This window comes from Pseudomonas sp. A-RE-22 (assembly GCF_019956035.1).
GTDB classification, from domain to species: Bacteria; Pseudomonadota; Gammaproteobacteria; order Pseudomonadales; family Pseudomonadaceae; genus Aquipseudomonas; species Aquipseudomonas brassicacearum.
In genome coordinates this window covers 1-25,977 of the sequence record NZ_JAHBCZ010000014.1, presented here as the reverse complement: position 1 = coordinate 25,977, position 25,977 = coordinate 1, and the positions used below count along the sequence as shown (strand labels likewise).

Below are 25,977 nucleotides of genomic sequence, written 5' to 3'. Positions count from 1 at the left end.
ATTTGGCGCCCTTCTTCATTTACGCTGCATCAGTTTTGCAGCGCGGGTTGCTGCTGCGCTCCGTTGATCGGGATGCGCTTGGCCTTGGCCTCTTCCGGGATCACCCGCAGCAGGTCGATGCTCAACAGACCGTTGCTCAGGCCGGCGGACTTGATCTCGATATGATCGGCCAACCGGAAGGACAGCTTGAACGCACGCTGGGCGATGCCCTGGTGCAGGTAGGTGACGCTGTCGTTACTGGCTTCACGCTTGCCGCCACTGATGGTCAGCACACCTTTTTCCACTTGCAGGTCCAGGTCTTCTTCCTGGAACCCGGCGGCGGCGACTACGATGCGGTACTCGTCATCACCATGTTTTTCCACGTTGTAGGGTGGATAGCTGCTGCCCGGCTCGTTGCGCAGGGCGGTTTCGAACAAATCGTTGAAACGGTCGAAACCTACCGAGGAACGGAACAGCGGGGCCAGCGAAAATGCAGTACTCATGATTCAAATCTCCTGAAAAATTCAGCAAGTTTTTTTGTCTCCGCGACCCGAATTCGGCATCGCGTAACCCCTATCTAGGGACTGCCAAAAACTTTTCAAGAGCTTTTTCTGAATTTTTTTCAGGCCGCCTCGGTGCGCTGCACCCCCAGCAGATGGCCAACCGCGTCCAGGTCGGTTTCCCGGCGCAAAGCGGTAAACAGCGCCACCGCTTCTGGGTAATTGCGGGTCAGCATCGCCAGCCACTGCTTCAACCGGCCCGGGGCCTGGCGCGGTGTCAACTGCTCGACCACTTGCACCCAGAAGTCCTGGAGCATCGGCTGCAGCTCGGCCCAGGACATCTCGACCACGTCCTCACCGGCCCGGGCGGCGGCGATCTGCCGGGCCAGGTCAGGACGGGAAACGAGACCACGACCGAGCATGATGTCTTCGACACCGCTGATTTCGCGGCAACGGCGCCAATCCTCGACGCTCCAGATATCGCCATTGGCGAACACCGGCACCTTGACCACTTCCTGCACCCGGGGAATCCACTCCCAGTGGGCCGGAGGCTTGTAGCCATCGACCTTGGTCCGCGCATGCACCACGATGTGCGCCGCGCCGCCTTCGGCCAGTGCCGTGGCACACACCAGCGCACCGTCCGGGCTATCGAAACCCAGGCGCATCTTGGCGGTGACCGGGATGTGTTTTGGCACCGCACGGCGCACGTGCTCGACGATTTCGTTGAGCAGTTCCGGCTCCTTGAGCAACACCGCCCCGCCCCGGGATTTGTTCACGGTCTTGGCCGGGCAACCGAAGTTCAAGTCGATAACCTCCGAACCCAACTCGCACGCCAGCGCCGCGTTTTCCGCCAGGCACACCGGATCGGACCCGAGCAACTGCACCCGCAGCGGCACACCGGCAGCCGTCTGGGCACCGGTCAGCAACTCAGGGGCGAGCTTGTGGAAATAGGCCGGCGTGAGCAGGCGGTCGTTGACACGGATGAACTCGGTGACACACCAGTCGATCCCGCCAACACGGGTCAGGACATCCCGCAGGATGTTGTCGACCAACCCCTCCATGGGCGCCAGGGCAATTTGCATGGAAACACACACTCGAACGAAAAAACGTGCGGCAGTTTACCGGATTTTGCCCACAACATCGGAGTCCACCACCAAACCCTGTGGGAGCGAGCTTGCTCGCGATGACGATGGATCAGTCGGTGAGGACCCCGGATGGTTTCAACGCAGGACCATAACCTTCGATGAATTCCGGCGGCATGCGCTTGGGCCTGCCGGTGGACAATTCGATGCAGACGAAGGTGGTCTGGGCCCGCAGCAGCGTGGTGTTGTCGCTGGGCCGAATCAGCTGGAAATGCCGGGTCATCTTCAACCGCTGGTCCCAGTCGACGATCCAGGTCGCCAATTGCAGTTCGTCGCCTTCATAGGCGGCTGCCAGGTAATCGATTTCATGTCGCACCACTGCCATGGCCCGGTCCAGGCGCCGGTACTCCACCAGATCCAGGCCCAGGCGCTGGGAATGGCGCCAGGCACAGCGCTCGAGCCAGCTGACGTACACCGCGTTGTTGGCGTGGCCCAGCCCGTCGATGTCTTCGGCATTTACCTGAAGATCAATAATGAACGGTGTTGCGCGATCCCAGCCCATGCCCCTCTCCTGGTCGAATTTGGATCGGGGCAGTGTACCGGATCCGAGCTGGACCGCTATCGCGAGCAAACTCGCTTCAAGCCGATTGCCGCGCTTGCAGACTGCGCCCGGCCAGCAGTGATAACACCCCATCAATGACACGAGGATCGGCCAGCACCCGCTGGTGCCCGCCCTGTGGCAGTCGCAGCAAACGACTGTCGAACCAGGCTTCATGGATCAACTGCGACTCCCTCACCGAAACCGATGTGTCGTCCTCGGCATGGACAATCAACCCCGGCACGTCCAGCTGGTAATGCGCTACATCCATCTTCGAAGCGGACATGCCCACATCGCTTTCCACCTGGCGAATGAACGCCGAACGCGCCTTGGGCGGCAAGCCCATCATCCGGGAGAAACCGCGCAATACCCCAAGGATGCGGGCGGGTGCGGCGATGCTGACCAGCGTCTCGGTACGCAACCCCAACTGGACAGCCAACAGGGCACTGGCGCCGCCCATGGAATGCCCGATCACAGCCTGCAACGGCGGCAGCTCAGCGGCGGCTTCGAGCATGGCCCTGGCAAACAACAGGACATTCGCCTCGCGACCCGGTGAACGACCATGGGCCGGACCGTCCAGCGCCACCACCGTGTAACCGGCGTCAACCAGGGCCGTGATCAGCGCCGCGAACTGAGTCGGCCGCCCTTCCCAGCCATGCATCAGCAAGACTGCCGGGCCTTTGCCCCAGCGCAAGGCCGAAAGACCGAAGCGCAAGGTGATACGCTCGGACGAGGCCAGCAGCGGCAGTTCCCAATCCCGCGGCGGCAAGTTGCGCGGGCGCATGAACAGCGAGCGCATCTGCTTGGCCACCAAGCGCGGAGCCACCCAACCAAGCGTGCCATTGACGCTACGAATCCAGCTCAGCCTGTTCATCGCTCATCTCCAGGGCTCGCGCCTCAGCTCATCGCACCGCCGACTTGGCGGCGCGCAGCAAACGATCCGATAACTCTCCAGGGCCCAAGGCCCGTGCCAGGGCCAGACCGCCTACCATCAAGGCGATGTCGGCCAGGGCCTTGTCGGCGTCCTCCGGGCTGGCCGCCAATTGCGCGACCATCAACTCGATGTGCTCATTGAGCACTTCACGAAACGCATCCGGCAGCCGGCCGAGCTCGCCGACCGATGCTGGGATCGGGCAGGCGTGTTCGGTGGAGTCACGGTGCTTGCGTGACAGATAGAACGCCGCCACCAGAGCGCGCCGCTCTTCGCCTGTCAGCTCGCCGTCCATGTCGGCGATCAGGCCGCGGCGCCGATTGAGCAATTGCTTGAATGCCTCCAGCATCAAGGCATCCTTGCTTTCGAAATGGGCATAAAAACCGCCCACCGTCAGCCCGGCCGCGCCCATCACCTCGCCCACGCTCGGCTCAGCCGGCCCACGCTGGATCAGCGCATCGCTGGCGGCCTTGAGAATGCGTTCACGGGTTTGTGCCTTTTTATCGCTCATCGTCGCCTCCGAATATTACGATTGAAATATTATTCCTATAATAATTTTCCGCAAGCGGAAATTTGACCGCTGGTCAGAAGTCTATTTTCAAGGATAAGGGAATTGGCCGAACGCCAGACAAACAAAAGGGCCATTCAAGAATTGAATGACCCTTATAAAATCCCGCAGAGCGGGTAATCGTGGCGTCCCCTAGGGGACTCGAACCCCTGTTACCGCCGTGAAAGGGCGGTGTCCTAGGCCACTAGACGAAGGGGACACAAACCTTCTGACTTGATCAGTGCTGAGAACTGATCGATTCAAGGGCGGTGTGGCCAGACCTTGAACCTGTAATTGGTGGAGCTAGACGGGATCGAACCGTCGACCTCTTGCATGCCATGCAAGCGCTCTCCCAGCTGAGCTATAGCCCCAGATTTTTCGCCTCGCGGCGGAGTGACATCTTGCAACATCGCTTCTGTAAAACTGGCGTCCCCTAGGGGACTCGAACCCCTGTTACCGCCGTGAAAGGGCGGTGTCCTAGGCCACTAGACGAAGGGGACGCAAACCCTTCTATACAACTGATCAACGCTGAGTGTTGATCGCTTCAAGACCGGTGTGGCCAGGCCTTGAAGTGTAAATTGGTGGAGCTAGACGGGATCGAACCGTCGACCTCTTGCATGCCATGCAAGCGCTCTCCCAGCTGAGCTATAGCCCCTCATCGCTGAGGACGGGGCGAATCTTAAGGGCGTATCGGAGGGCTGTCAAATTTATTTTCAACAAATTTGAAAATTTTTTGCCGGGATAACAATCACTTACCGACAAACCCCGGAAAACCGGGGTATGTCCTGCCTCATTGAACGCTTACGCGATCGCGCCCAGCAGTTTTTCCCACTCCTTGTTTTCCTTCTTCGACACACCACCGAGCAGATCGATGGCCTGGCGCAGGCGGAAACGGGTCAGGTCCGGCCCGAGGATTTCCATCGCGTCGAGCACCGACACCGAGCTGGCCTGGCCGGTAATGGCGGCGAACATCAGCGGCATGGCATCGCGCAGTTTCAACTCCAGCGACTCGACCACGGCCTGGATGGTCGCGGTGATGCTGTCCTTCTCCCACTGACGCAGGCTTTCGAGCTTCCACAGGATCAGTTGCATCAACTGGCGCACCTGGTCGCCCGAAAGCTTCTTGGATTCGAACAACTTCGCATCCGGCGTCACGCCACCGGCGAAGAAGAAGCCGGCCAGCGGGGCGATCTGGCTGAAGGTCTCTACCCTGCCCTGCACATGGGGAGCGATCTTCATCATGTACTCAGGGTTCAATGCCCACTTCTGCACACGTGCGGCGAACTCTTCCACCGGCAGGTCCCGCAACCACTGGCCGTTGAGCCACGACAGCTTCTCGACGTCGAAGATCGGCCCGCCCAGGGACACGCGCGACAGGTCGAAATGCTCGACCATTTCCTGCAGCGAGAACTTCTCGCGCTCGTCCGGCATCGACCAGCCCATGCGCCCCAGGTAGTTGAGCATCGCCTCGGGCATGAAGCCCATGCGCTCGTAGAACGTCACCGAGGTCGGGTTCTTGCGCTTGGACAGCTTGCTCTTGTCCGGGTTACGCAGCAGCGGCATGTAGCACAGCTGTGGTTGCTCCCAGCCGAAGTATTCGTAGAGCAGGATCAGTTTCGGCGCCGATGGCAGCCATTCTTCACCACGCAGGACGTGGGTGATGCCCATCAGGTGATCGTCGACCACGTTCGCCAGGAAGTACGTCGGCAGGCCGTCGGTCTTCATCAGCACTTGCATGTCCATGCGATCCCACGGGATCTCGACGTCGCCACGCAGCATGTCCGGCACCACGCAGACGCCTTCGGTCGGCACCTTCATGCGGATCACATGGGGCTCGCCGGCCGCCAGGCGACGGGCGACTTCTTCCTTGGACAGCAGCAGCGCCCGGCCGTCGTAGCGCGGGGTTTCGCCACGGGCCATTTGCTCGGCGCGCATCTGGTCCAGCTCTTCAGCGGTGCAGAAACACGGGAACGCATGCCCCATGTCCACCAGTTGCTGGCAATACTGCTGGTAGATGTCACCGCGCTCGCTCTGGCGATACGGACCGTGCGGGCCACCGACGTCCGGACCTTCGCTCCAGTCGATTCCCAACCAGCGCAGGGCGTCGAAGATCTGCTGTTCGGACTCGCGGGTCGAACGCAACTGGTCGGTGTCCTCGATCCGCAGGATGAACTCGCCGCCATGCTGCTTGGCAAAGCAATAGTTGAACAAAGCGATGTAGGCGGTGCCGACATGGGGATCGCCAGTGGGCGAAGGCGCGATGCGGGTGCGGACGGTGGTCATGGCATGTCTCGGAAAGAATATAAAAGCGAAGATCAAACAGGGGGCGAATGGTAACAGGCGATGGCGGGCGGGCTCCAGTGAGAGCGGGATTTGTGTGGCCAGTCGTCAGACCGAGTCGCGCCCATCGCGAGCAAGCTCGCTCCCACAGAGACCGCGACTCGGTCCAAATGTGGGAGCGAGCTTGCTCGCGATGAGGCCCTTAAAACCGCCAAAAAACCTCAGACAGTCAGCAACCGCTCACGCAACTTGCCAATCTCATCACGCAACTGCGCCGCTGCCTCGAACTCCAGGTCCCGGGCCAGCTGGTACATTTTCTCTTCCAACTGCCGGATGCGCTTGGTGATTTCGCTCGGCGAGCGCAGTTCGGCCTCGTAACGGGCGCTCTCTTCCGCCGCCTTGGCCATGCCCTTGCGCTTCTTGCTGCGCGAGCCGGGCACGGTGGCGCCTTCCATGATGTCGGCGACGTCCTTGAACACGCCCTTGGGGGTAATGCCATTGGCCAGGTTGAAGGCGATCTGCTTGTCGCGACGGCGCTCGGTCTCACCGATAGCCCGTTCCATGGAGCCGGTGATGCGGTCGGCATACAGAATCGCCCGGCCATTGAGGTTACGTGCCGCACGACCGATGGTCTGGATCAACGAGCGCTCGGAACGCAGGAAACCTTCCTTGTCGGCGTCGAGAATCGCCACCAGCGACACTTCCGGCATGTCCAGGCCTTCACGCAGCAGGTTGATGCCCACCAGCACGTCGAAGGTGCCCAGGCGCAGGTCGCGGATGATCTCGACCCGCTCCACCGTGTCGATGTCCGAGTGCAGGTAGCGCACCCGCACGCCATGGTCGGCCAGGTAGTCGGTGAGGTCTTCGGCCATGCGCTTGGTCAGCGTGGTGACCAGCACCCGCTCTTCCACCGCCACGCGCTTGGAGATTTCCGAGAGCAGGTCATCGACCTGGGTCAACGCTGGGCGAACCTCGACTTGCGGGTCCACCAGTCCGGTCGGCCGCACCACTTGCTCGACCACGCGACCGGCATGTTCGGCCTCGTAGTTGCCAGGCGTGGCCGAGACAAAAATCGTCTGCGGGCTCACGCTTTCCCATTCGTCGAAGCGCATCGGCCGGTTATCCAGCGCCGAGGGCAGGCGGAAACCGTATTCCACCAGGGTTTCCTTGCGCGAACGGTCGCCTTTGTACATGGCGCCGACCTGGGGCACGCTGACATGGGACTCGTCGATGACCAGCAAGGCATCGGCCGGCAAATAGTCATACAAAGTCGGCGGCGGCGCGCCCGCCGGACGGCCCGACAGGTAGCGCGAGTAGTTTTCGATGCCGTTGCAGTAGCCCAGCTCCAGGATCATCTCCAGGTCGAACCGGGTCCGTTGCTCCAGACGCTGGGCTTCCACCAGCTTGTTGTTCGAACGCAGGTATTCCAGGCGCTCCTGCAACTCGACCTTGATCCCTTCGATGGCGTCCAGCAGGGTTTCCCGGGGCGTCACATAGTGGCTCTTGGGGTAGAAGGTGAAGCGTGGCAACTTGCGGATCACTTCACCGGTCAGCGGGTCGAACGCCGAGAGGCTCTCCACTTCATCGTCGAACAGCTCGATGCGGATCGCTTCCAGGTCCGACTCCGCCGGGTAGATGTCGATCACATCGCCACGCACCCGGAACGTCGCCCGGGCGAAATCCATGTCGTTGCGGGTGTACTGCAAGTCCGCCAGGCGCCGCAGCAAGGCGCGCTGGTCGAGTTTGTCGCCGCGATCCACGTGCAGCACCATCTTCAGGTAGGTTTCCGGGCTGCCCAGGCCGTAGATACACGACACGGTGGTGACGATGATCGCGTCCTTGCGCTCGAGCAAGGCCTTGGTCGCCGACAGTCGCATCTGTTCGATGTGGTCGTTGATCGAGGCATCTTTCTCGATGAAGGTGTCCGACGACGGCACGTAGGCCTCGGGCTGGTAGTAGTCGTAGTAGGAAACGAAGTACTCCACGGCGTTATTCGGGAAAAACGCCTTGAACTCACCGTACAGCTGCGCCGCCAGGGTCTTGTTCGGCGCCAGTACCAGGGTCGGGCGCTGAATCTGGGCGATCACGTTGGCGATGCTGAAGGTCTTGCCCGAGCCGGTCACACCGAGCAGCGTCTGGTGCGCCAGCCCGGCCTCGATGCCCTCGACCATCAGGCGGATGGCTTCCGGCTGATCGCCGGCGGGCTGGAAGCGGGTGACTAGCTGGAATTCAGACATGACATAACCTCTGGATTCACCCCTGTCGGCCAGCCGACAGGAACGAGAAAGACCGAAACGACTGATGTCGCCCGAGGAAAAAACTGGAATGCACACAATGTGGAGGTGAAAGCCTTCGCTTTCAAGACGAACGTCCTACACGCCTTGAAGACTTTGACGCGGCGAGAGGACTAACGGTCGAAAAAAATCGTAAAAACTTAGCGTAAAAACCGAATCGCCTGTCGCCGTGCCGGGTGATGGCCTCTATACTAGCTCCCCGTTTGTGCACCGCTCTAGTGCATTCGGCTGGAGCGCCACACCTCCCCTCACTCTCCATTAGAGCCGCGCAATAATGAGCCTGTTTTCCGCTGTCGAATTGGCACCCCGCGACCCCATCCTGGGCCTCAACGAAGCTTTCAACGCCGACACCCGTACCAACAAGGTCAACCTGGGTGTAGGTGTTTACTGCAATGAAGAGGGGCGTATTCCACTCCTGCGCGCGGTTGTCGAGGCCGAGACGGCTCGCGTGGCTCAGCACGTTTCCCGTGGTTACCTGCCGATCGACGGCATTGCCGCCTACGACCAGGCCGTGCAGACCTTGCTGTTCGGCAAGGATTCGCCGCTGATCGCCTCCGGTCGCGTCATCACCACCCAGGCCGTGGGCGGCACCGGTGCACTGAAGATCGGTGCAGACTTCCTCAAGCAACTGCTGCCTGACGCTGTCGTCGCCATCAGCGACCCAAGCTGGGAAAACCACCGCGCCCTGTTCGAAACCGCCGGCTTCCCGGTGCAGAACTATCGCTACTACGACGCCGCCACCCACGACGTGAACCGCAGCGGCCTGCTGGAAGACCTCAACGCCCTGCCCGACCGCTCGATCGTTGTGCTGCACGCCTGCTGCCACAACCCGACCGGCGTGGACCTGAGCCCGGAAGACTGGAAAAACGTGCTGGCCGTGGTCAAGGCCAAGAACCACGTGCCGTTCCTGGACATGGCCTACCAGGGCTTCGGCGCCGGTATCGACGAAGACGCGGCGGCCGTGCGCCTGTTCGCCGAGTCGGGCCTGACCTTCTTTGCCTCCAGCTCGTTCTCCAAGTCGTTCTCCCTGTACGGCGAGCGCGTCGGCGCCCTGTCGATCGTCAGCGAATCGAAAGAAGAAAGTGCCCGCGTGCTGTCCCAGGTCAAACGCGTGATCCGCACCAACTACTCCAACCCACCGACCCACGGCGCCAGCATCGTCGCCGCCGTGCTCAACAGCCCGGAACTGCGGGCCCAGTGGGAAGCCGAACTCGCCGAAATGCGCCTGCGCATTCGCGGCATGCGCGTCCAGATGGTAGACATGCTGGCCAAGGCCGCACCGCACCACGACTTCAGCTTCGTCGCTCGCCAGAGCGGGATGTTCTCCTACTCTGGCCTGACCGTTGAACAAGTGACGCGCCTGCGCAACGAGTTCGGCATCTATGCCCTGGACACCGGCCGCATCTGCGTGGCCGCGCTGAACCAGAACAACATCGAAGCGGTGACCAAGGCCATCGTCCAGGTGATCTGACGCCCTCGGCGCTGGATGAAAAACGGGAAGCCATTGGGCTTCCCTTTTTTTGGCCTGATGCTTCTGTGGCCTGCTTCTGTGGCGTGGGAGCAAGCTCTCATGGAACAAATTGCAACCATGTGATTTTAAGGCTGAAAATACATATCGATCGTTCCCACGCTCCTGCGTGGGAATGTCGCCAGGGACGCTCCGCGTTCCGCTTCTGGAGTGTGACGCAGAGCGTCACGGAATGCATTCCCACGCAGAGCGTGGGAACGATCAAAAACAGATATCTCGTGGACGTCGCTCTAGTTCCCTGCGCGACAGCGCAGCGTCGAAGACGTGGCGGGGACTCCCTCGTCACAAGAGCACCGGGCACGACACACTCGCTGAAGCTACAGCTCCGTCGCCCGCTGGCTCGCCGCATCGTCATAAACGACATACAACGACTCGGCCACCTGGCTCTTGATCGCCTTGGTGCTTTCCAGCCCCAGGACAAAGCCCTCGGCCTTGCCACCGGCGCGGTTCAACTCTTCGGCAGTGCTGGCCTGGGTGATGGCATCGTACAGTTTCTCGGCATGAGGCCCCACGCCCTTGGGCAGGCTGATCTGGGCGGTACTCACAAGAGCACCTCGGCGCGTCGGGCACTGAGAAGGCGTAACAGGTGGTTCATGGCGAGTACCTTAATGTCGGCGAATGGCCGGCAGTGCATCCTGCCACTTCCGGGCGACCATGGTAGTCCTCTCCTGCCCTGGCGGTAACTGCCAATCGTTGATTGACCGTCAAAGGGCACCGGGAATGCGCCGTCCGGCAATGGACGCTTGACTTCTCTTTTCCAATCAGTAACATACGCGCCATTCCGCGATAGCTCAGTTGGTAGAGCAAGTGACTGTTAATCACTGGGTCCCTGGTTCGAGTCCAGGTCGTGGAGCCAGACAGCAACAAACAAAAGCCCCTGAATCGAAAGATCCAGGGGCTTTTTTGTGGGTAAAAAATAGACTAATGGCCGTATAAGCCTGGCCGAGGTCGCTGCCGGAACAATAATCCGGCGCCAAAAAGGCATTATGGTCCGGATCCTGCTTTCTTTTTTTCCAACAACCCAAGCTGTCACATGAGCGTCATGACCGGGCCGCAAACTGGCTCTGTCCGCCAACAACAGCTTCATAAAAACAAGGACGAAGGTATGCCCACACAAAACCCTCATCGTATCGTCGGCCTGTGCACCTCCAGCAAGGTGTACAACGTGCTGACCGAACTCAAGCAACTGGAAGGCCACCGCAGCGCCAAGTTCCTTTCCCTGCTGGCGGAAAACCTGGTGCGCAAGGGCCTGCTCAACGAGCAGGAAGTGGTGCACATGCTCGATCTGGTCGTCGATTGAGCGGCATCGATTCCTACTATTGAGCCGGTTGATTTTTCGTTACCCCCACTGAGTCGTAAGGTAACCCCATCGATTGATGGAGGTTTCCCATGCCCAAGGTTCAAATCATGTCTGTCATTGGCAGCGCAGTCCCCGCCCCACTCCGGGAGCTCGGGTTGCTGGCCTGCTGGTATCTGGTGCAAGACGGCGTGACCATCAGCGGCCCGCTGACTTCACTGCCCGCCGCCCAGGCCCTGTCGCAACGTATCGGCCCGTACCTGCTGAGCGCCTAGGCTTTATACGAAAAGTGCCTGCGCGACTTTTCATACAAAGCCTAAGGCAATTGCACCCGCGGCGTGGTTTCGACGAACAGGGCCCAACTCGACATGAACAGCGCGGCGATCAGCGGCCCGATCACGAAGCCATTGAGCCCGAACACCGCCAGCCCGCCCAGCGTCGAGACCAGCACCATGTAGTCGGGCATCTTGGTGTCCTTGCCCACCAGGATCGGGCGCAGGAAATTGTCCACCAGACCGATCACGAACACCCCGAACAGCGTCAGCACCACGCCCTGCCAGATCGCCCCCGAGAGCAGGAAATACACCGCCACTGGCGCCCAGACGAGGCCCGCCCCCACCGCCGGCAATAGCGACAGGAACGCCATCAGCACCGCCCAGGGCAACACCGTCGGAATCCCCAGGATCCAGAAGATCAGCCCCCCCAGCGCACCTTGGCTGATGGCGACCAGCAGGTTGCCTTTCACCGTGGCGCGCACCACCCGGTTGAATTTCAACTGCAGGCGGCGCTTCTGGTGTTCGGCCAAGGGAACGGCCGTGCGCACCTTGCGCACCAGCTCCGCGCCGTCGCGCAGAAAGAAGAACAGCAGGTAGATCATCACGAAGAAGCTGACCAGGAACTGAAAGGTCCCCTGCCCGAAACTGAAGGCCTGGGTGGCGAAGAACTCGCTGCCCTGCATCGCGCTCTTGACGATCTTGTCGCGCAAGCCGTTCAGGTTGCCCAGGCCGAAGCGGTCCAGCAGGTGCTGAAAGTACGGCGGCAAGGCATCCTTGAAGCGGGCCAGGTAATCGGCAATGTCCAGTTCTCCACTTTCCAGGCTCTTGTACAGCGCCGCGCCTTCCTGGACCAACAACGTACTGATGATGATCACCGGCAAGATCGCGCAGACCACACAGATACTCAACGTGAACAACGAAGTGACATTGCGGTGCCAGCCGAACTTCAACTGCAGGCGGCGCTGCATCGGCGCAAAGACGATGCCCAGGATCACCGCCCAGAACACCGCGCCGTAAAACGGCAGCAGAATCCAGATGAAGGCGATGGTGACCAGCACCAGGAGCAACATCTGGGCTTTGTTTTGCAGCATCTTTCGATTCATCAGCTTTCCATGTCCAAAGGCGGGATAAACATTAGTCCGCCAGGACGCGCCGGAGTGCCTTCGCGTTTGCCCTGTGCCTTTGATCCAGATCAATATGGCCTGGCCGAGCATGGGCTACCCTCGCCGCCTTTTGCGATCCGACGCCATCATGACCCTCGCCGCCCCCGAACTACTGGCCCCCGCCGGCACCCTGAAAAACATGCGCTATGCCTTCGCCTACGGTGCCGATGCGGTGTATGCCGGTCAGCCGCGCTACAGCCTGCGGGTGCGCAACAACGAATTCGACCATGCGAACCTGGCCTTGGGTATTGCCGAGGCCCAGGCCATGGGCAAGCGCTTCTACGTGGTGGTGAACATTGCCCCGCACAACGCCAAGTTGCGCACCTTCCTCAAAGACCTCGAACCGGTGATCGCCATGGCGCCGGACGCGCTGATCATGTCCGACCCGGGGCTGATCATGCTGGTGCGCCGGCATTTCCCGCAGATGCCGATTCACCTGTCGGTGCAGGCCAACACGGTGAACTGGGCGAGCGTCGAGTTCTGGCAGCAGCAGGGCTTGAGTCGGATCATCCTTTCTAGGGAACTGTCCCTGGAGGAAATCGCCGAGATCCGCGAGCAGGTGCCGGCCATGGAGCTGGAAGTGTTCGTCCACGGCGCGCTGTGCATGGCCTATTCCGGGCGCTGCCTGCTGTCCGGCTATTTGAACAAGCGCGACGCCAACCAGGGTAGTTGCACCAATGCCTGTCGCTGGAAATATTCGGCGCAACCGGCGGTGGAAAACGCTGTGGGCGACATTGTGCAGACCTATCAACCCGAGCCGACCCTGGGCCTTGGCGCGCCCACCGACCAGGTGTTTTTGCTTCAGGAAGCCAACCGCCCGGGAGAATCCATGCCGGCCTTCGAGGACGAGCACGGCACCTACATCATGAATGCCAAGGACCTGCGAGCCGTGCAGCACGTCGAGCGCCTGGCGCGCACGGGCGTGCATTCGCTGAAGATCGAAGGCCGGACCAAGTCGCACTTCTATTGCGCGCGCACCACCCAGGTGTATCGCCAGGCCATCGATGACGCGGTGGCGGGCCGGGAATTTGATCGCAACCTGATGACCGACCTGGAGTCCCTGGCCCAGCGCGGCTACACCGAAGGTTTTCTAAGGCGCCATGTGCACGACGAATACCAGAACTACCAGAACGGCAGTTCGGTGTCGGAGCGCCAGCAGTTCGTCGGCGAACTGACCGGCGAACGGCGCGAACGCCTGGCCGAAGTGCGGGTGAAGAACCGCTTTGGCCTGGGCGATCACATGGAACTGATGACCCCCAAGGGCAATTTCCACTTCGACCTGCATCAGTTGCAGAACGCCAAAGGCCAGGGCATCGAGGTGGCACCGGGGGATGGGCACGTGGTGTACGTGCCGATTCCCGATGCGGTGGATCTGCGGTTTGGGTTGTTGATGCGCGATGTGCGTGAGCCATAGCCCCTGTGGGAGCGAGCTTGCTCGCGATGGCGGTGCGTCTGCCAAATGAATGTTGGCTGATCCAACGCTATCGCGAGCAAGCTCGCTCCCACAGGGTTTTGTAGCGGTTTGCACCTGTGAAGCACGGCAGGAACTGCCGAAGGCTGCGATCCTTCTTTCTCGATAAGACCCGGTTGCCCAGGTGAAAACATCTGGATCGAGAGCAAAAGATCGCAGCCTTCGGCAGCTCCTGCTGCGATGGGATCAGATCCGGAACTGTCCTACCAGCTTGCCCAGGCGCTGGCCCAGGTCGGCCAGGCTGCGGGAGGTCTGGGCGCCGAGTTGGGTTTCGTCGGCGACGCTGTCCACGGCCACGGCGATCTGATGCACGCTGCGGTTGATTTCCTCGGCCACCGCGGTCTGTTCTTCGGCAGCGCTGGCGATCTGGGCGTTCATCGAGTTGATGGTGCCGATCAACTGCGCCATGGTGTCCAGGGAGGCGCCCGCCTCGTTGGCCCGTTCCGAAGTGCCCTCGCCAGCCTCACTGGAACGGCGCATCGCTTCCACCGCCGCATGAGTGCCTGATTGCAAGCGATCGATCATGCCCTGGATTTCCTGGGTGCTCTGCTGGGTCCGGCTGGCCAGGGCCCGCACTTCATCGGCCACCACCGCAAACCCACGCCCCGCCTCGCCGGCACGCGCGGCCTCGATGGCGGCGTTGAGAGCCAGCAGGTTGGTCTGCTCGGCAATCGAACGAATCACCCCAAGCACACTGACAATCGAAGCCACGTCCTGCTGCAGGCTGTCCAGGGACACGCCACTGCTGCGGATATCGTTCACCAACGCATGAATCTGCTGGATGCTGCCGGCCACCACGCGCTTGGCCGACTGTCCTTCCTCGTCGGTCTGCTGGGCCGCGACGGCGGCGCCTTGAGCGCTGCGGGCGACTTCCTGGGCAGCCGAGGACATCTCGTTGATCGCCGTGGCGACCTGATCGGTTTCGTGGCGCTGGCGTTCCATGGCCTGCTCGGAGCGCTGGGCCTGCTCGGAAACTTGCGTCACCAGCCCGGTCAGTTGCGAGGTCATGTCGGTGATCTGCCGCACCAGGCCGTGGATCTTGTCGACGAAGCGGTTGAACGAACCGGCCAGTTGGCCGAGCTCGTCCTGGCTGGTGATGGTCAGCCGACGGGTCAGGTCGCCCTCGCCCGCGGCGATGTCGTCGAGGTTGTCCTTCATCAGGTGCAGCGGCCGCAGGATCGTGTTGGCGAGCACCAGGCCCACCACTGCAATCACCAGCAACACCACCGCGGCGATCCCGACGATGCTCAATATCACGCCTTGCAGGCGATCGTGGACCTTGGTTTCCACCAGCGCGACCTGGGCTTCGATGCCGTCCAGGTTGACCGAGCTACCGACTGCCAGGTCCCACTTGGACAGGTATTCGGTGTAGCCAAGTTTGGGCACCAGGTCTTTGCTGCCGGGCAACGGCGAGCTGTATTCGAGGTAGTGAGTCCCGTCCTTGGCGACTTTCACCAGGTCGCGGTTGACGTAGACTCCGTTCGGGTCGCGGTTGTCCTTGAAACTCTTGCCCACGCCATCGGGGCTGTTGGCCTTGAACAGACGAATGGTCTCGGAGTCGTAGCCGAAGAAATAGCCATCCTTGCCGTAGCTGATGTTCGACAGCAGCTTGATCGCCTGGGCGCGCGCTTCATTATCGCCAGGCGCGGCGGCATCGTAGAGCGGCTTGATGGCGGTCAGGCCCACCGCTACGTAGTTCTGCAGCGTGGCCTTGGCCTCGCTGAGCAGGCGCTCGCGGGTTTGCTGGACCTCTTTGCTAGCTTGCTCCTTCAAGATGAAAGCCGTGGTCAGGCTGATGATCACGGCGGACAGCAATACCGGCAGTATCGCAAGGGACAGGACTTTAGCCTTCAGGCTCAGGCGCATGCTGTTCACTCTTGTTGGTGTTATTGGCGTGGTTAGCTGTATTAACGGCACCGCGCGGCAAAACTGTAGGACAAGGTGAACAGGGTCTAAGAGAAGGGTCGATCTTGAGGGCCCCTTCGCGAGCAAGCTCGCTCCCACAAGGATTGGTGGTGTCCACAACTCTTGTGTTCACACCGATCCACTGTGGGAGCGAGCTTGCTCGAGATTGAGGTAACTCGGTATTGAGGTTACAAGACCATCGCCGCCACCCAACCAAACACCAGCAGCGGCAGGTTGTAGTGGATGAAGGTCGGGACCACGGTGTCCCAGATGTGATGGTGCTGGCCGTCGATGTTCAGGCCCGAGGTCGGGCCCAGGGTCGAGTCCGAGGCTGGCGAGCCGGCATCGCCCAGGGCGCCGGCAGTGCCGACGATGCAGACGATCGCCAGCGGGCTGAAGCCCAGTTGCAGGCACAGCGGCACGAAAATCGTCGCCAGGATCGGCACCGTGGAAAACGACGAGCCGATGCCCATGGTTACCAGCAGCCCCACCAGCAACATCATCAGCGCGCCAATGCCCTTGTTGTGGCCAATCCAGGCCGCCGAAGACTCCACCAGGCTCTGGACTTCACCGGTGGCCTTCATCACTTCGGCGAAGCCTGAGGCCGCGATCATGATGAAGCCGATCATCGCCATCATCTTCATACCTTCGGTGAACAGGTCGTCAGTCTCGCGCCAGCGCACCACCCCCGACAGCGAGAAAATCAGGAACCCGACCAGGGCACCGATGATCATCGAGTCCACCAGCAACTGCACCGCGAACGCCGCCGCCACCGCCAGCCCGGCCACCATCAGGCTCAGCGGGTTATAGCGCACAGCCACTTGCTCGACCCGGGCAATCTTCTTCAGGTCGTAGACGCGCTTCTTGCGGTAGGAGAACAACGACAGCAGCAAGCCAAACACCATGCCCAACGCCGGAATGCCCATGGCATGGGTGACGTTGATGCCGCTGACGTCCACACCGCTGCGGGCGATGTTGGCCAGGAGGATTTCGTTGAGGAAGATATTGCCGAAGCCCACCGGCAGGAACATGTAGGGCGTGATCAGGCCGAAGGTCATGACGCAGGCGATCAACCGGCGGTCCAACTGCAACTTGGTCAGCACATAGAGCAGCGGTGGCACCAGCAGCGGGATGAAGGCGATGTGGATTGGCAAAATGTTCTGGGAGGCGATCGCGACCGTTCCCAGCAGACCGATCAACACCCATTTGACGCCCGTGCCACCCGCGGCATCCTGGCGATCCACCAGGGCCAGGGCTTTGTCCGCCAGGGCATGGGCCATGCCGGACTTGGCAATCGCCACGGCGAAGGCACCGAGCAAGGCGTAGGACAACGCCACTGTCGCACCGCCACCCAGGCCGGCGTTGAACGCCTTGAGCGTTGCCTCGATTCCCAGGCCACCCGTCAGGCCACCCACCAACGCACCGATAATCAGCGCGATCACCACATGCACGCGGGCCAGGCTGAGCACCAGCATGACGCCAACCGCGGCAATTACTGCATTTATCATCATTACCTCAAAGCACAGCGATGGAAAGCCACCGGACAAAAAGGTCGCGACTTTGCAGCAAGCGGCGGCAAGCTGCAAGGGCCGTGGGGCGGGTTTTCAAGTCTCGCCCCCCTGTATGAGGGGGATTTGTGGGAGCAAAGCTTGCTCACGATGACGTTGTCACCTACAACACCTGTGCTGGCTTTAAAAATGCTATCGCGAGCAAGCTTGCTCCCACAGGTTCGCCCCACATACAGGCGGTGCCATGAATAGCTGTCAGCGCTTGGGCAACTCGATCACCACCTTCAACCCACCCCACTCGCTGTCGTCCAACGCCAGCAGGCCGCCCCAGGTGTCGACGATGTCCCGCACGATGCCCAGGCCCAGGCCGTGTCCATCGGTCTGTTCATCCAGCCGCGTGCCGCGGCTGAACACCTGGTCGCGGCGATCCTTGGGGATGCCCGGGCCGTCGTCTTCCACGGCCAGGCTGAACCCGTCGGCTGTCTCGGTCATGGTCAGGCGCACTTCGGCATCGGCCCATTTGCAGGCGTTGTCCAGCAGGTTGCCCAACAGTTCCAGCAGGTCTTCACGATCCCACGGCAGGTGCAGGCCTGGCGGGGCGACGTAGCTCAGGTGCAGGTGTTCGCCGTGGATCATGTTCAGTGTGGCCAGCAACCCCGGCAGCTCGGCGTCGCAGTCCAGGTGCGCGCCGGGCAAGGCATCGCCGGACAGGCGGGCGCGGTTGAGTTCCCGGTTCAGGCGCTGGCGGACCTGCTCCAGTTGCTCGAGCAACAGTTTGCGCAACTCGGGATACGGATCGAGCTTCTCGTTCGACGCCAGGCTTTGCAGCACCGCCAGCGGGGTCTTCAAGGCATGGCCGAGGTTGCCCAGGGCGTTGCGCGAACGCTTGAGGCTGTCCTCGGTGTGGGCCAGCAGATGATTGATTTGCGCCACCAGCGGTTCCAGCTCACGTGGCACCTGTTCGTCGAGTTGCGAACGCTGCCCGCGCTGCAACTGGGCAATCTGCTCCCGCGCCCGGTCCAGCGGACGCAAGGCGCGGCGCACGGTGATGCGTTGCAGCAACAGAATCAACAGCAACCCCGCCAACCCCAGCCCGAGGCCGATCTGCTGCATTCGACGGAAGCTGTCACGCACCGGTGTGTAGTCCTGGGCCACGCTGATGGAAATCGCCTGGCCCAGCCGTCGATAGTCGGTGCGCAGCACCAAGAGCTTCTGGCCCTCAGGCCCCAGTTGCAGGTTGCTGTGCAGGCCCGGGTGGTCGAGCCGGGGCAATTCCTGGTCCCACAGGGAACGGGAGCGCCAGTGCACATCGGCAAAATCGATGCGGAAATAGTGCCCGGAAAACGGCCGCAGATAGGCCGGCGACAGGCGTCGCTCATCCAACTGCAAACCCTGCGGGCCGCGCACCAGGGCCACCAGCAGGTTTTCGCTGTCGTTGCGCAGCCCGGCTTCCAGGTAACGCTGCAAGCCCAGCTCGAACAGCCACAGACTGGTCTGTGCCAGGACCAGGCCGACCACCACCATCACACCGATCAGCCCCAGGCTCAGGCGCCGCTGGATGGATCTCACTGCGCCTGCCCGCCGAACAGGTAACCCTGGCCGCGACGGGTTTCGATCACGCTGCGTCCCAGCTTGCGCCGCAGGTGATTGACGTGGACTTCCAGCACGTTGGAATCGCGCTCGGTCTCACCGTCATACAGGTGTTCGGCGAGATGGCTTTTGGAAAGGATCTGCTCGGGATGCAGCATGAAATAGCGCAACAGGCGGAACTCGGCCGCCGTGAGCTGGATGTCGGTGCCGTCGCGGACCACGCACTGGCGGCTCTCATCCAGGTGCAACCCGGCCGATTTCAGCGTCGGCTGGTTGACCTGGCCGTGGGAGCGGCGCAGCAACGCCTGGATCCGCAACTGCAGCTCTTCAGGATGAAAAGGTTTGGTCAGGTAATCGTCGGCCCCGGCCTTGAGCCCTTCGATGCGCTCGGCCCAGGACCCGCGTGCGGTGAGGATCAGCACCGGCGTGGCCAGGCCGCCGGCACGCCATTGGGCCAGCACGTCGAGCCCCGGCACGCCCGGCAGGCCGAGATCGAGGATGATCAGGTCGTAGGGTTCGCTGCTGCCCTGATACACCGCGTCGCGACCATCGGCGAGCCAGTCGACGGCGTAGCCCTGACGTGCAAGCCCGGCCATCAGTTCGTCCGCCAGGGGCACGTGATCTTCCACCAGAAGCAGGCGCATCAGTCTTCCTTATCTTTGAGTAAGCGGCCGGTCGCGGCCTCCAGGTCCAATTCGCGCACGACGCCCTCGGTGTCCAGCAGCTCGACCTCATAAATATAGACGCCGTGTTTTTCCTCCAACTCGGCTTCCAGCAGTTTGGCCCCGGGATGCAGGTCCAGCGCCTGTTGCAGCAGTTGCTCCAGCGGCAAGATCACACCCTGCTGGCGCAGTTGCAGGGCCTCGTCCTGATCCAGGTCCCGGGCCACGGCCAGCGAACAGAACGCCAGCAGCGCCAGCGCCCATCGACTATGGGCGCGCAGATTAAGCTTCATTACGTATCCTGATGATTCTTGAGCACCTTGCCGTTGGTGGCGTCCAATTCCAGATCCCACTCAATGCCCTTCGTGTCGCGCAGATCCACCTGGTAAATGTACTTGCCGTACTCTTCGTCCAGCTCGGTATCGGTCAAGGTGGCGCCAGGGTGTTCGGCCAGGGCAGCGGCATTGAGTTTTTCGAAGGACAGAATGGTACCAGCGTCTTGCAGTTTGCGGGCTTCGTCGTCATCAAGGTCTCGTGCGTGAGCCAGGCTCGTGCCGAGGGCCATGAGGGTCGCGATGAAAAAGGCAGTCAGGCGGTTCATGGGTTGTCTCCTTTTTATAATCTTCAGCGGGGGGGACTGTATCGGGATGAACTTAACTGAAACTGAATCGCCATCATGGAACCCACATCAATGTGGGAGCGAGCTTGCTCGCTATAGCAGTCAGTAGACATTGAAGTGACAGTTCCACCGCCATCGCGAGCGAGCTCGCTCCCACAGGGTTTTGTATCGTTATAATCAGCCGCTTACCCGTATTCGAGACCGGTATGACCGCCATCCACATCAAGTTTCCCGCGCTCACCCTCAAGGCCGGCCCGCGTGCATTCGGGCGGATTCGCCAGGCCGGCTTGAACGCCGCCGACGTCGGCATCCTGCCGGGCGCTGCCGGCGGTCCGAAGGCCCTGGGCATCCAGGGGCTGGACCTGGCGCTGTTCGGCGAATGGCTGCCCGCCGCGCCCCGGGAGCGCTCGCTGATCGGGGCCTCGGTGGGTGCCTGGCGCTTCGCCAGCGCCTGCCTGCCGGACGCCGCCGAGGGAATCCGGCGTCTGGGCACCTTGTACAACGAACAAAGCTTCGCCAAAGGCGTGACCATGGCCGGGGTCAGCCAGAGCTCGCAACGCATGCTCGATGATTTGCTCGACGGCCGCGACGCTTCAATCCTCGATAACCCGCAATACCGGCTCAACATCATGGTGGTCAAGAGCCACGGCCTGCTGGCCCAGGATCATCGCGGCCGACTGGGCCTGGGCTTGTCGTCGGTGATCGCCGACAACCTGCGAGGCCGGGCACGGCTGTCGCGGCATTTCGAACGGCTGATCATCCATGACCCGCGCCTGGCCCCGCCCCTGCATCCGTTGAATGACTTTCCGTCGCGCTTCGTTCCGTTGGCCGCCGGCAACCTGCGCCAGGCCCTGCTGGCCTCAGGCTCGATCCCGATGGTCATGGAAGGCGTGCGCGACCTGCCGGGTGCCGGTGCCGGCACCTACCGCGACGGCGGTTTGCTGGACTACCACCTCGACCTGCCGTACAGCGGCGAGGACATCGTGCTGTACCCACACTTCACTGATCGGGTCATTCCCGGCTGGTTCGACAAGGGCCTGCCGTGGCGCCGGGGCAACGTCGACCGCCTGCAAGACGTGCTGTTGCTGGCGCCGTCCCGTGAATACCTGGCGCGCCTGCCCTACGGCAAACTGCCAGACCGCAACGACTTCAAGCGCTTCATGGGCGATGACCCGAGCCGCCGCCAGTACTGGCGCACGGCGATGGACGAGAGCCGCCGGCTCGGTGATGAGTTCCTGGAGCTGACGGCCAACGGCGGGTTGGGCGAGCGTTTGCTGACCCTTTAGTCAGCACGGTCGCGCAACGCCGTTATCAAACTGATAAACTCCGCCGCCTGCCTCGCGACCGATATCTAAAGAGCCCGAACCTGTGGAAATTTTCAAAGAGTTTACCTTCGAATCCGCCCACCGCCTGCCCCACGTGCCGGACGGCCACAAGTGCGGCCGCCTTCACGGCCACTCGTTCAAGGTGGCGATCCACCTGAGCGGCGACATCGACCCGCACACGGGCTGGATTCGCGACTTCTCGGAAATCAAGGCGATCTTCAAGCCGCTCTACGAGCGCCTGGACCACAACTACCTCAACGACATTCCTGGCCTGGAAAACCCCACCAGCGAGGTCCTGGCCAAGTGGATCTGGAATGAACTGAAGCCATTGCTGCCGGAACTCAGCGCCATCCGCATCCATGAGACCTGCACCAGCGGTTGCATCTACCACGGCGAATAAACCTGTGGGAGTCCGCCTGTGGGAGCAAAGCTTGCTCGCGATGAAGATGACACAGTCTCTCTGGAACCGAGGCGCCTGCATCGCGGGCAAGCCTTGCTCCCACAAAATCTAGCGCCACCATTGGGGTTACCCTACCCCGTCAGCATTGGCCTATGCTTGGTCCCCTGAGCCATTTTCAGGGAGTATCGAGCATGACCCACTGGCCGCTGGATCAGGTTTACGACTTCACCGGACACCCCATCCGCTACGCCATCCACGGCGATGGCCCGCCGCTGGTGTTTGTCCACGGCACGCCCTTCTCTTCCTACGTGTGGCACCGCATCGCCCCGCTGTTCTTCGCCACTCACACGGTGCATTACTTCGACCTGCTGGGGTATGGCCAGTCCGCGCAGCCCGATGCCGACGTGTCCCTCGGCGTGCAGAACCAGCTGCTCGCCCAACTGCTGGAGCATTGGCGCCTGGATTGCCCGGACGTGGTGGCCCATGACTTTGGCGGCGCCACAGCCCTGCGCACGCACCTGCTCAATGGCAAGGACTACCGCAGCCTGACCCTGATCGACCCGGTGGCCCTGTCGCCCTGGGGTTCACCCTTTGTCCAGCATGTACGCCAGCATGAAGCGGCGTTCAGCGGCCTGCCCGACTATATCCAGCGGGCGATCGTGCCAACCTATATCCGCGGCGCGATCAAACGGGACATCCCGGACGCAGAGCTGGCGCCCTACGTGCAGCCGTGGCTTGGCGAGTCGGGCCAGGCGGCGTTCTACCGGCAGATTGCGCAGATGGACGAGCGTTATACCCGCGAAGCCGAGGGTCTGTACCCGACCGTACGCTGTCCGACCCAGATACTGTGGGGCGAGGATGACCAATGGATCCCCATCGAGCGCGGGCGGGCCCTGCACAAGCTGATTCCAGGTGCACAGTTCCACCCTGTTCCGAACGCCGGGCACCTGGTCCAGGAAGACGCGCCGGAGGCTATCGTCGCGGCGGTGTTGCGATTCCTGGCGTTGCCCCCCTCAACCTGAAGCACACCGCATTCCCCCTGTGGGAGGCTGGATCATCGGCAATGAGAGCTGTGTTCCAACTTGAATCACCGCCGCACCGCTTTCGATCCCTTCGCCCACCCAATCCCAAAGATTGTCTATAAATAACCTCGCGATCACTCGCTTGGCACGGCCGCTGCACGCTTGCGACACCCCTCATCCGCAAGGACCGCCACATGACTCAGAACGATCCGGGCAATGACTATCCCTTGAGCGAAGTCCCGATGCACGCTCGCAAGGGCCTGGCCTCCACGGCCATGGTGCTGCTGGGTTTCACCTTTTTCACCGCCACCATGTTTGCCGGCGGCAAGCTGGGGGTGGCGTTCGGTTTTGCCGAAATGCTCACGATCATCGTCATCGGCAATCTGCTGCTGGGCCTCTACGCCGCAGGCCTGGGCTACATCGCCTTCAAGAGCGGGCTCAATTCGGTGCTCATGGGCCGCTTCTGTTTCGGCGAGGTGGGCAGCAAGCTCAGTGACTTGATCCTGGGGCTCACGCAGATTGGCTGGTACGCCTGGGGCACGGCGACTGCCGCGGTGGTGCTGGGCAAGTATTTCGAATTGAGCGAGGGCACCGTGCTCGGGTTGATGGTGCTGTTCGGCCTGGGCTTCTGTGCCACGGCCTACATCGGCTATCGCGGGCTGGAAATCCTCTCCTACATCGCCGTGCCGGCGATGATGTTGCTGTTGATGCTGTCGATGTGGGTCGCGACGGTGAAGGTCGGCGGCCTCGACGGCTTGCTAGCGATAGTGCCGACGGGCAGCCTCGACTGGTCCACCGCCATCACGCTGGTGTTCGGCACCTTCGTCAGCGGCGCGACCCAGGCGACCAACTGGACGCGATTCTCCCGTTCGGCGAAGGTCGCGGTGCTGGCGAGCCTGATCGGCTTCTTCCTGGGTAACGGCCTGATGGTGCTGATCGGCGCCTACGGGGCCATCGTCTATCAGCAGCCGGACGTGGTCGAGGTGCTACTGTTGCAGGGCTTCGCCATGGCAGCGATGGCCATGTTGCTGCTCAACATCTGGAGCACCCAGGACAACACCATCTACAATTTCGCCGTGGCCGGTTGCAACCTGCTGCGCACCCGCCGGCGCAAAACCGTAACCCTGGGCGGTGCGGTGATCGGCACGCTGCTGGCGCTGCTGGGCATGTACGATCTGCTGGTGCCATACCTGATTCTGCTGGGCACGGTGATCCCACCCATCGGCGGGGTAATCATGGCCGATTTCTTCTTCCGCTGGCGTGGTCGTTATCCGCGCCTGGCCGAGGCGCAACTGCCGGCGTTCAACTGGCCCGGGCTGTTGGCCTATGGGGTTGGCACCGTCGCGGCGTTCAATTCGCCATGGGTCGCGCCACTGGTAGGAATCGCTGCCGGCGCGCTAACGTATGTGCTATTGATCAGCGTAATGGGTACTCGCACCGCTGATGCGCCCCTACAAGACCTCTAAAGGATTCGCCTGATGCACATCATCAACGCCCGTCTGCGTAACCGTGAAGGCTTGCATGAACTGCACCTGGAAAACGGCCTGATCGCCAACATCGCCCGCCAGACCGAGGCACCCAGCCTCGGCCCGGAAGACCTCGATGCCGGCGGCAACCTGGTGGTCCCGCCCTTCGTTGAACCGCACATTCACCTGGACGCGACCCTAACTGCCGGCGAACCGCGCTGGAACATGAGCGGCACGCTGTTCGAAGGCATCGAGTGCTGGGGCGAACGCAAGGCCACCATCACCGAGGAAGACACCAAGACCCGCGCCAAGAAAACCATCCAGGCCCTCGCCGCCCATGGCATCCAGCATGTGCGCACCCACGTCGACGTGACCGACCCCGAGCTCACGGCGCTCAAGGCGCTGCTGGAGGTGCGCGAGGAAAGCCGTCACCTGATCGACATGCAAATCGTCGCGTTTCCCCAGGAAGGCATCGAGTCCTATCGCAACGGCCGCGAGCTGATGGAAGAAGCCATCCGCATGGGCGCCGACGTGGTGGGCGGCATCCCCCACTTCGAGTACACCCGCGACCAGGGCGTCAGCTCGGTGAAATTCCTCATGGACCTGGCCGAGCGCACCGGCTGCCTGGTGGATGTGCATTGCGACGAAACCGACGACCCGCACTCACGTTTCCTCGAAGTGCTCGCCGAAGAGGCCCGCAGCCGCGACATGGGCGCGCGCGTCACCGCCAGCCACACCACGGCCATGGGCTCCTACGACAACGCCTACTGCGCCAAACTGTTCCGCCTGCTCGGGCACTCGGGCATCAGCTTTGTCTCGTGCCCGACCGAAAGCATTCACCTGCAAGGGCGCTTCGATAACTTCCCCAAACGCCGCGGTGTCACCCGGGTCAACGAACTGCTCGAAGCCGGGATGAACGTGTGCTTCGGCCAGGATTCCATCGTCGACCCGTGGTACCCGCTGGGCAACGGCAACATCCTGCGGGTCCTCGAAGCCGGCCTGCACATCTGCCACATGCTCGGCTACCGCAACCTGCAAAGCGCCCTGGACCTGGTCACCGACAACAGCGCCAAGGCCATGGCCCTGGGCGAGCGCTACGGCCTGGAACCCGGGCGCCCGGCGAACCTGCTGATCCTGTCGGCAGACAGTGACTACGAAGTGATCCGCAGCCAGGGCTTGCCGCTCTACTCGATACGCAACGGCCAAGTGCTGATGAAGCGGCAGATGCCGGTGGTGGAGTTTGCGCAGCAGTTGAACTGAATAGCGGTGGGTCAGTTGCATCCAGGTTGGATGTACTGCCGCCTTCGCGAGCAAGCCCGCTCCCACAAGGGGATCCTCAGTGGACATGAATGTTGTGTCCAACACCGATCCACTGTGGGAGCGGGCTTGCTCGCGAAGACGGCATCGGCCACACCGCAAAACATCCAGAAAACGCTACGACACAAGCCGCGCCGTCCCAAACAGCCTGACCCGCACCAACTCACCCGCCTCTTCTTCCAGCAAAATCGGCGCAGTGCCCCCCGGCATCACCACAC

General features: G+C 61.9%; 24 protein-coding genes and 5 tRNA genes. 10 read left to right on the top strand and 19 right to left on the bottom strand.

From position 1 onward, the window contains the following. Positions 1-29: 29 nt before the first annotated feature. The 11 genes from KGA89_RS09280 to uvrB form a co-directional block, all read right to left on the bottom strand. Positions 30-482 (bottom strand): Hsp20 family protein, encoded by a 453-nt coding sequence (locus KGA89_RS09280; RefSeq protein WP_003203872.1) that lies wholly within the window; start codon positions 480-482, stop codon positions 30-32. 119 nt (positions 483-601) lie between these two features. After that, positions 602-1,561: a tRNA dihydrouridine synthase gene (locus KGA89_RS09275; protein WP_003203874.1), complete on the bottom strand. Its 960-nt coding sequence runs from the start codon at positions 1,559-1,561 to the stop codon at positions 602-604. Between the two features lie 112 nt (positions 1,562-1,673). Next, a complete protein-coding gene (locus KGA89_RS09270) occupies positions 1,674-2,123 on the bottom strand; it encodes an acyl-CoA thioesterase (protein ID WP_003203876.1) in 450 nt (149 codons plus the stop codon). A gap of 76 nt (positions 2,124-2,199) precedes the next feature. Beyond that, positions 2,200-3,033 carry an alpha/beta fold hydrolase gene (locus tag KGA89_RS09265; protein ID WP_223471342.1) on the bottom strand — a complete coding sequence of 278 codons (834 nt, stop codon included), beginning with the start codon at positions 3,031-3,033 and terminating at the stop codon, positions 2,200-2,202. Positions 3,034-3,061: 28 nt separating this feature from the next. Continuing rightward, positions 3,062-3,601 carry a TetR/AcrR family transcriptional regulator gene (locus KGA89_RS09260; RefSeq protein ID WP_003203880.1) on the bottom strand — a complete coding sequence of 180 codons (540 nt, stop codon included), beginning with the start codon at positions 3,599-3,601 and terminating at the stop codon, positions 3,062-3,064. A 180-nt stretch (positions 3,602-3,781) separates the two neighbouring features. After that, positions 3,782-3,857, bottom strand: a tRNA-Glu gene (locus KGA89_RS09255). A 75-nt stretch (positions 3,858-3,932) separates the two neighbouring features. Then, a tRNA-Ala gene (locus KGA89_RS09250) sits at positions 3,933-4,008 on the bottom strand. 53 nt (positions 4,009-4,061) lie between these two features. After that, positions 4,062-4,137, bottom strand: a tRNA-Glu gene (locus KGA89_RS09245). A gap of 79 nt (positions 4,138-4,216) precedes the next feature. Continuing rightward, a tRNA-Ala gene (locus KGA89_RS09240) sits at positions 4,217-4,292 on the bottom strand. Positions 4,293-4,438: 146 nt separating this feature from the next. Further along, entirely contained in the window at positions 4,439-5,920 is a 1,482-nt protein-coding gene (gltX, locus tag KGA89_RS09235; RefSeq protein WP_014337445.1) for a glutamate--tRNA ligase, read from the bottom strand. A gap of 218 nt (positions 5,921-6,138) precedes the next feature. Next, a complete protein-coding gene (uvrB, locus tag KGA89_RS09230) occupies positions 6,139-8,154 on the bottom strand; it encodes an excinuclease ABC subunit UvrB (RefSeq protein ID WP_003203884.1) in 2,016 nt (671 codons plus the stop codon). A gap of 331 nt (positions 8,155-8,485) precedes the next feature. Between uvrB and KGA89_RS09225 the strand changes: the two genes are divergently transcribed. Beyond that, complete coding sequence (locus KGA89_RS09225) at positions 8,486-9,682, top strand: amino acid aminotransferase (RefSeq protein ID WP_028236694.1); 1,197 nt, start codon at positions 8,486-8,488, stop codon at positions 9,680-9,682. Positions 9,683-10,056: 374 nt separating this feature from the next. On the opposite strand, the gene KGA89_RS09220 is transcribed toward KGA89_RS09225, so the two are convergent. Continuing rightward, positions 10,057-10,284 carry a hypothetical protein gene (locus tag KGA89_RS09220; protein ID WP_063320300.1) on the bottom strand — a complete coding sequence of 76 codons (228 nt, stop codon included), beginning with the start codon at positions 10,282-10,284 and terminating at the stop codon, positions 10,057-10,059. Between the two features lie 235 nt (positions 10,285-10,519). Between KGA89_RS09220 and KGA89_RS09215 the strand changes: the two genes are divergently transcribed. The 3 genes from KGA89_RS09215 (at position 10,520) to KGA89_RS09205 (ending at position 11,311) form a co-directional block, all read left to right on the top strand. After that, positions 10,520-10,595, top strand: a tRNA-Asn gene (locus tag KGA89_RS09215). A 249-nt stretch (positions 10,596-10,844) separates the two neighbouring features. Then, on the top strand, positions 10,845-11,039 hold the full coding sequence (locus KGA89_RS09210) for a hypothetical protein (RefSeq protein ID WP_003203896.1): 195 nt from the start codon (positions 10,845-10,847) through the stop codon (positions 11,037-11,039). A gap of 89 nt (positions 11,040-11,128) precedes the next feature. After that, on the top strand, positions 11,129-11,311 hold the full coding sequence (locus tag KGA89_RS09205; protein ID WP_003203898.1) for a hypothetical protein: 183 nt from the start codon (positions 11,129-11,131) through the stop codon (positions 11,309-11,311). 41 nt (positions 11,312-11,352) lie between these two features. Here KGA89_RS09205 and KGA89_RS09200 read toward each other — a convergent pair whose 3' ends face one another. Further along, positions 11,353-12,414, bottom strand: coding sequence for an AI-2E family transporter (locus KGA89_RS09200; RefSeq protein WP_003203899.1), 1,062 nt, complete (start codon positions 12,412-12,414; stop codon positions 11,353-11,355). A gap of 148 nt (positions 12,415-12,562) precedes the next feature. On the opposite strand from KGA89_RS09200, the gene yegQ reads away from it, so the two are divergent. Next, positions 12,563-13,888: a tRNA 5-hydroxyuridine modification protein YegQ gene (yegQ, locus tag KGA89_RS09195; RefSeq protein WP_223471340.1), complete on the top strand. Its 1,326-nt coding sequence runs from the start codon at positions 12,563-12,565 to the stop codon at positions 13,886-13,888. A gap of 243 nt (positions 13,889-14,131) precedes the next feature. On the opposite strand, the gene KGA89_RS09190 is transcribed toward yegQ, so the two are convergent. From KGA89_RS09190 to KGA89_RS09165, 6 genes are all read right to left on the bottom strand, one after another. Continuing rightward, complete coding sequence (locus KGA89_RS09190) at positions 14,132-15,811, bottom strand: methyl-accepting chemotaxis protein (RefSeq protein ID WP_003203904.1); 1,680 nt, start codon at positions 15,809-15,811, stop codon at positions 14,132-14,134. Between the two features lie 227 nt (positions 15,812-16,038). Continuing rightward, the gene (locus tag KGA89_RS09185) at positions 16,039-17,355 is read right to left on the bottom strand and encodes a Na+/H+ antiporter family protein (protein ID WP_161796651.1); all 1,317 of its coding nucleotides are present in this window, start codon (positions 17,353-17,355) and stop codon (positions 16,039-16,041) included. Positions 17,356-17,613: 258 nt separating this feature from the next. Then, on the bottom strand, positions 17,614-18,927 hold the full coding sequence (locus tag KGA89_RS09180; protein WP_003203907.1) for a sensor histidine kinase: 1,314 nt from the start codon (positions 18,925-18,927) through the stop codon (positions 17,614-17,616). Then, positions 18,924-19,592, bottom strand: coding sequence for a response regulator transcription factor (locus KGA89_RS09175; RefSeq protein WP_003203909.1), 669 nt, complete (start codon positions 19,590-19,592; stop codon positions 18,924-18,926). Before KGA89_RS09175 ends, KGA89_RS09180 begins: the two co-directional genes overlap by 4 nt. Next, positions 19,592-19,903, bottom strand: a complete 312-nt coding sequence (locus KGA89_RS09170; RefSeq protein ID WP_003203911.1) for a PepSY domain-containing protein — start codon at positions 19,901-19,903, stop codon at positions 19,592-19,594. Before KGA89_RS09170 ends, KGA89_RS09175 begins: the two co-directional genes overlap by 1 nt. Next, positions 19,903-20,211 carry a PepSY domain-containing protein gene (locus KGA89_RS09165; protein ID WP_003203913.1) on the bottom strand — a complete coding sequence of 103 codons (309 nt, stop codon included), beginning with the start codon at positions 20,209-20,211 and terminating at the stop codon, positions 19,903-19,905. Before KGA89_RS09165 ends, KGA89_RS09170 begins: the two co-directional genes overlap by 1 nt. Before the next feature lie 224 nt (positions 20,212-20,435). On the opposite strand from KGA89_RS09165, the gene KGA89_RS09160 reads away from it, so the two are divergent. From KGA89_RS09160 to codA, 5 genes are all read left to right on the top strand, one after another. Then, on the top strand, positions 20,436-21,515 hold the full coding sequence (locus tag KGA89_RS09160; protein WP_003203916.1) for a hypothetical protein: 1,080 nt from the start codon (positions 20,436-20,438) through the stop codon (positions 21,513-21,515). Between the two features lie 82 nt (positions 21,516-21,597). Then, complete coding sequence (gene queD, locus KGA89_RS09155; protein ID WP_003203918.1) at positions 21,598-21,954, top strand: 6-carboxytetrahydropterin synthase QueD; 357 nt, start codon at positions 21,598-21,600, stop codon at positions 21,952-21,954. Between the two features lie 191 nt (positions 21,955-22,145). Then, a complete protein-coding gene (locus tag KGA89_RS09150; RefSeq protein WP_003203919.1) occupies positions 22,146-22,976 on the top strand; it encodes an alpha/beta fold hydrolase in 831 nt (276 codons plus the stop codon). Positions 22,977-23,170: 194 nt separating this feature from the next. After that, entirely contained in the window at positions 23,171-24,442 is a 1,272-nt protein-coding gene (gene codB / locus KGA89_RS09145) for a cytosine permease (RefSeq protein WP_027912969.1), read from the top strand. A 12-nt stretch (positions 24,443-24,454) separates the two neighbouring features. Beyond that, positions 24,455-25,702, top strand: a complete 1,248-nt coding sequence (codA, locus tag KGA89_RS09140) for a cytosine deaminase (RefSeq protein ID WP_027912968.1) — start codon at positions 24,455-24,457, stop codon at positions 25,700-25,702. The last annotated feature ends 275 nt before the right edge of the window (positions 25,703-25,977 follow it).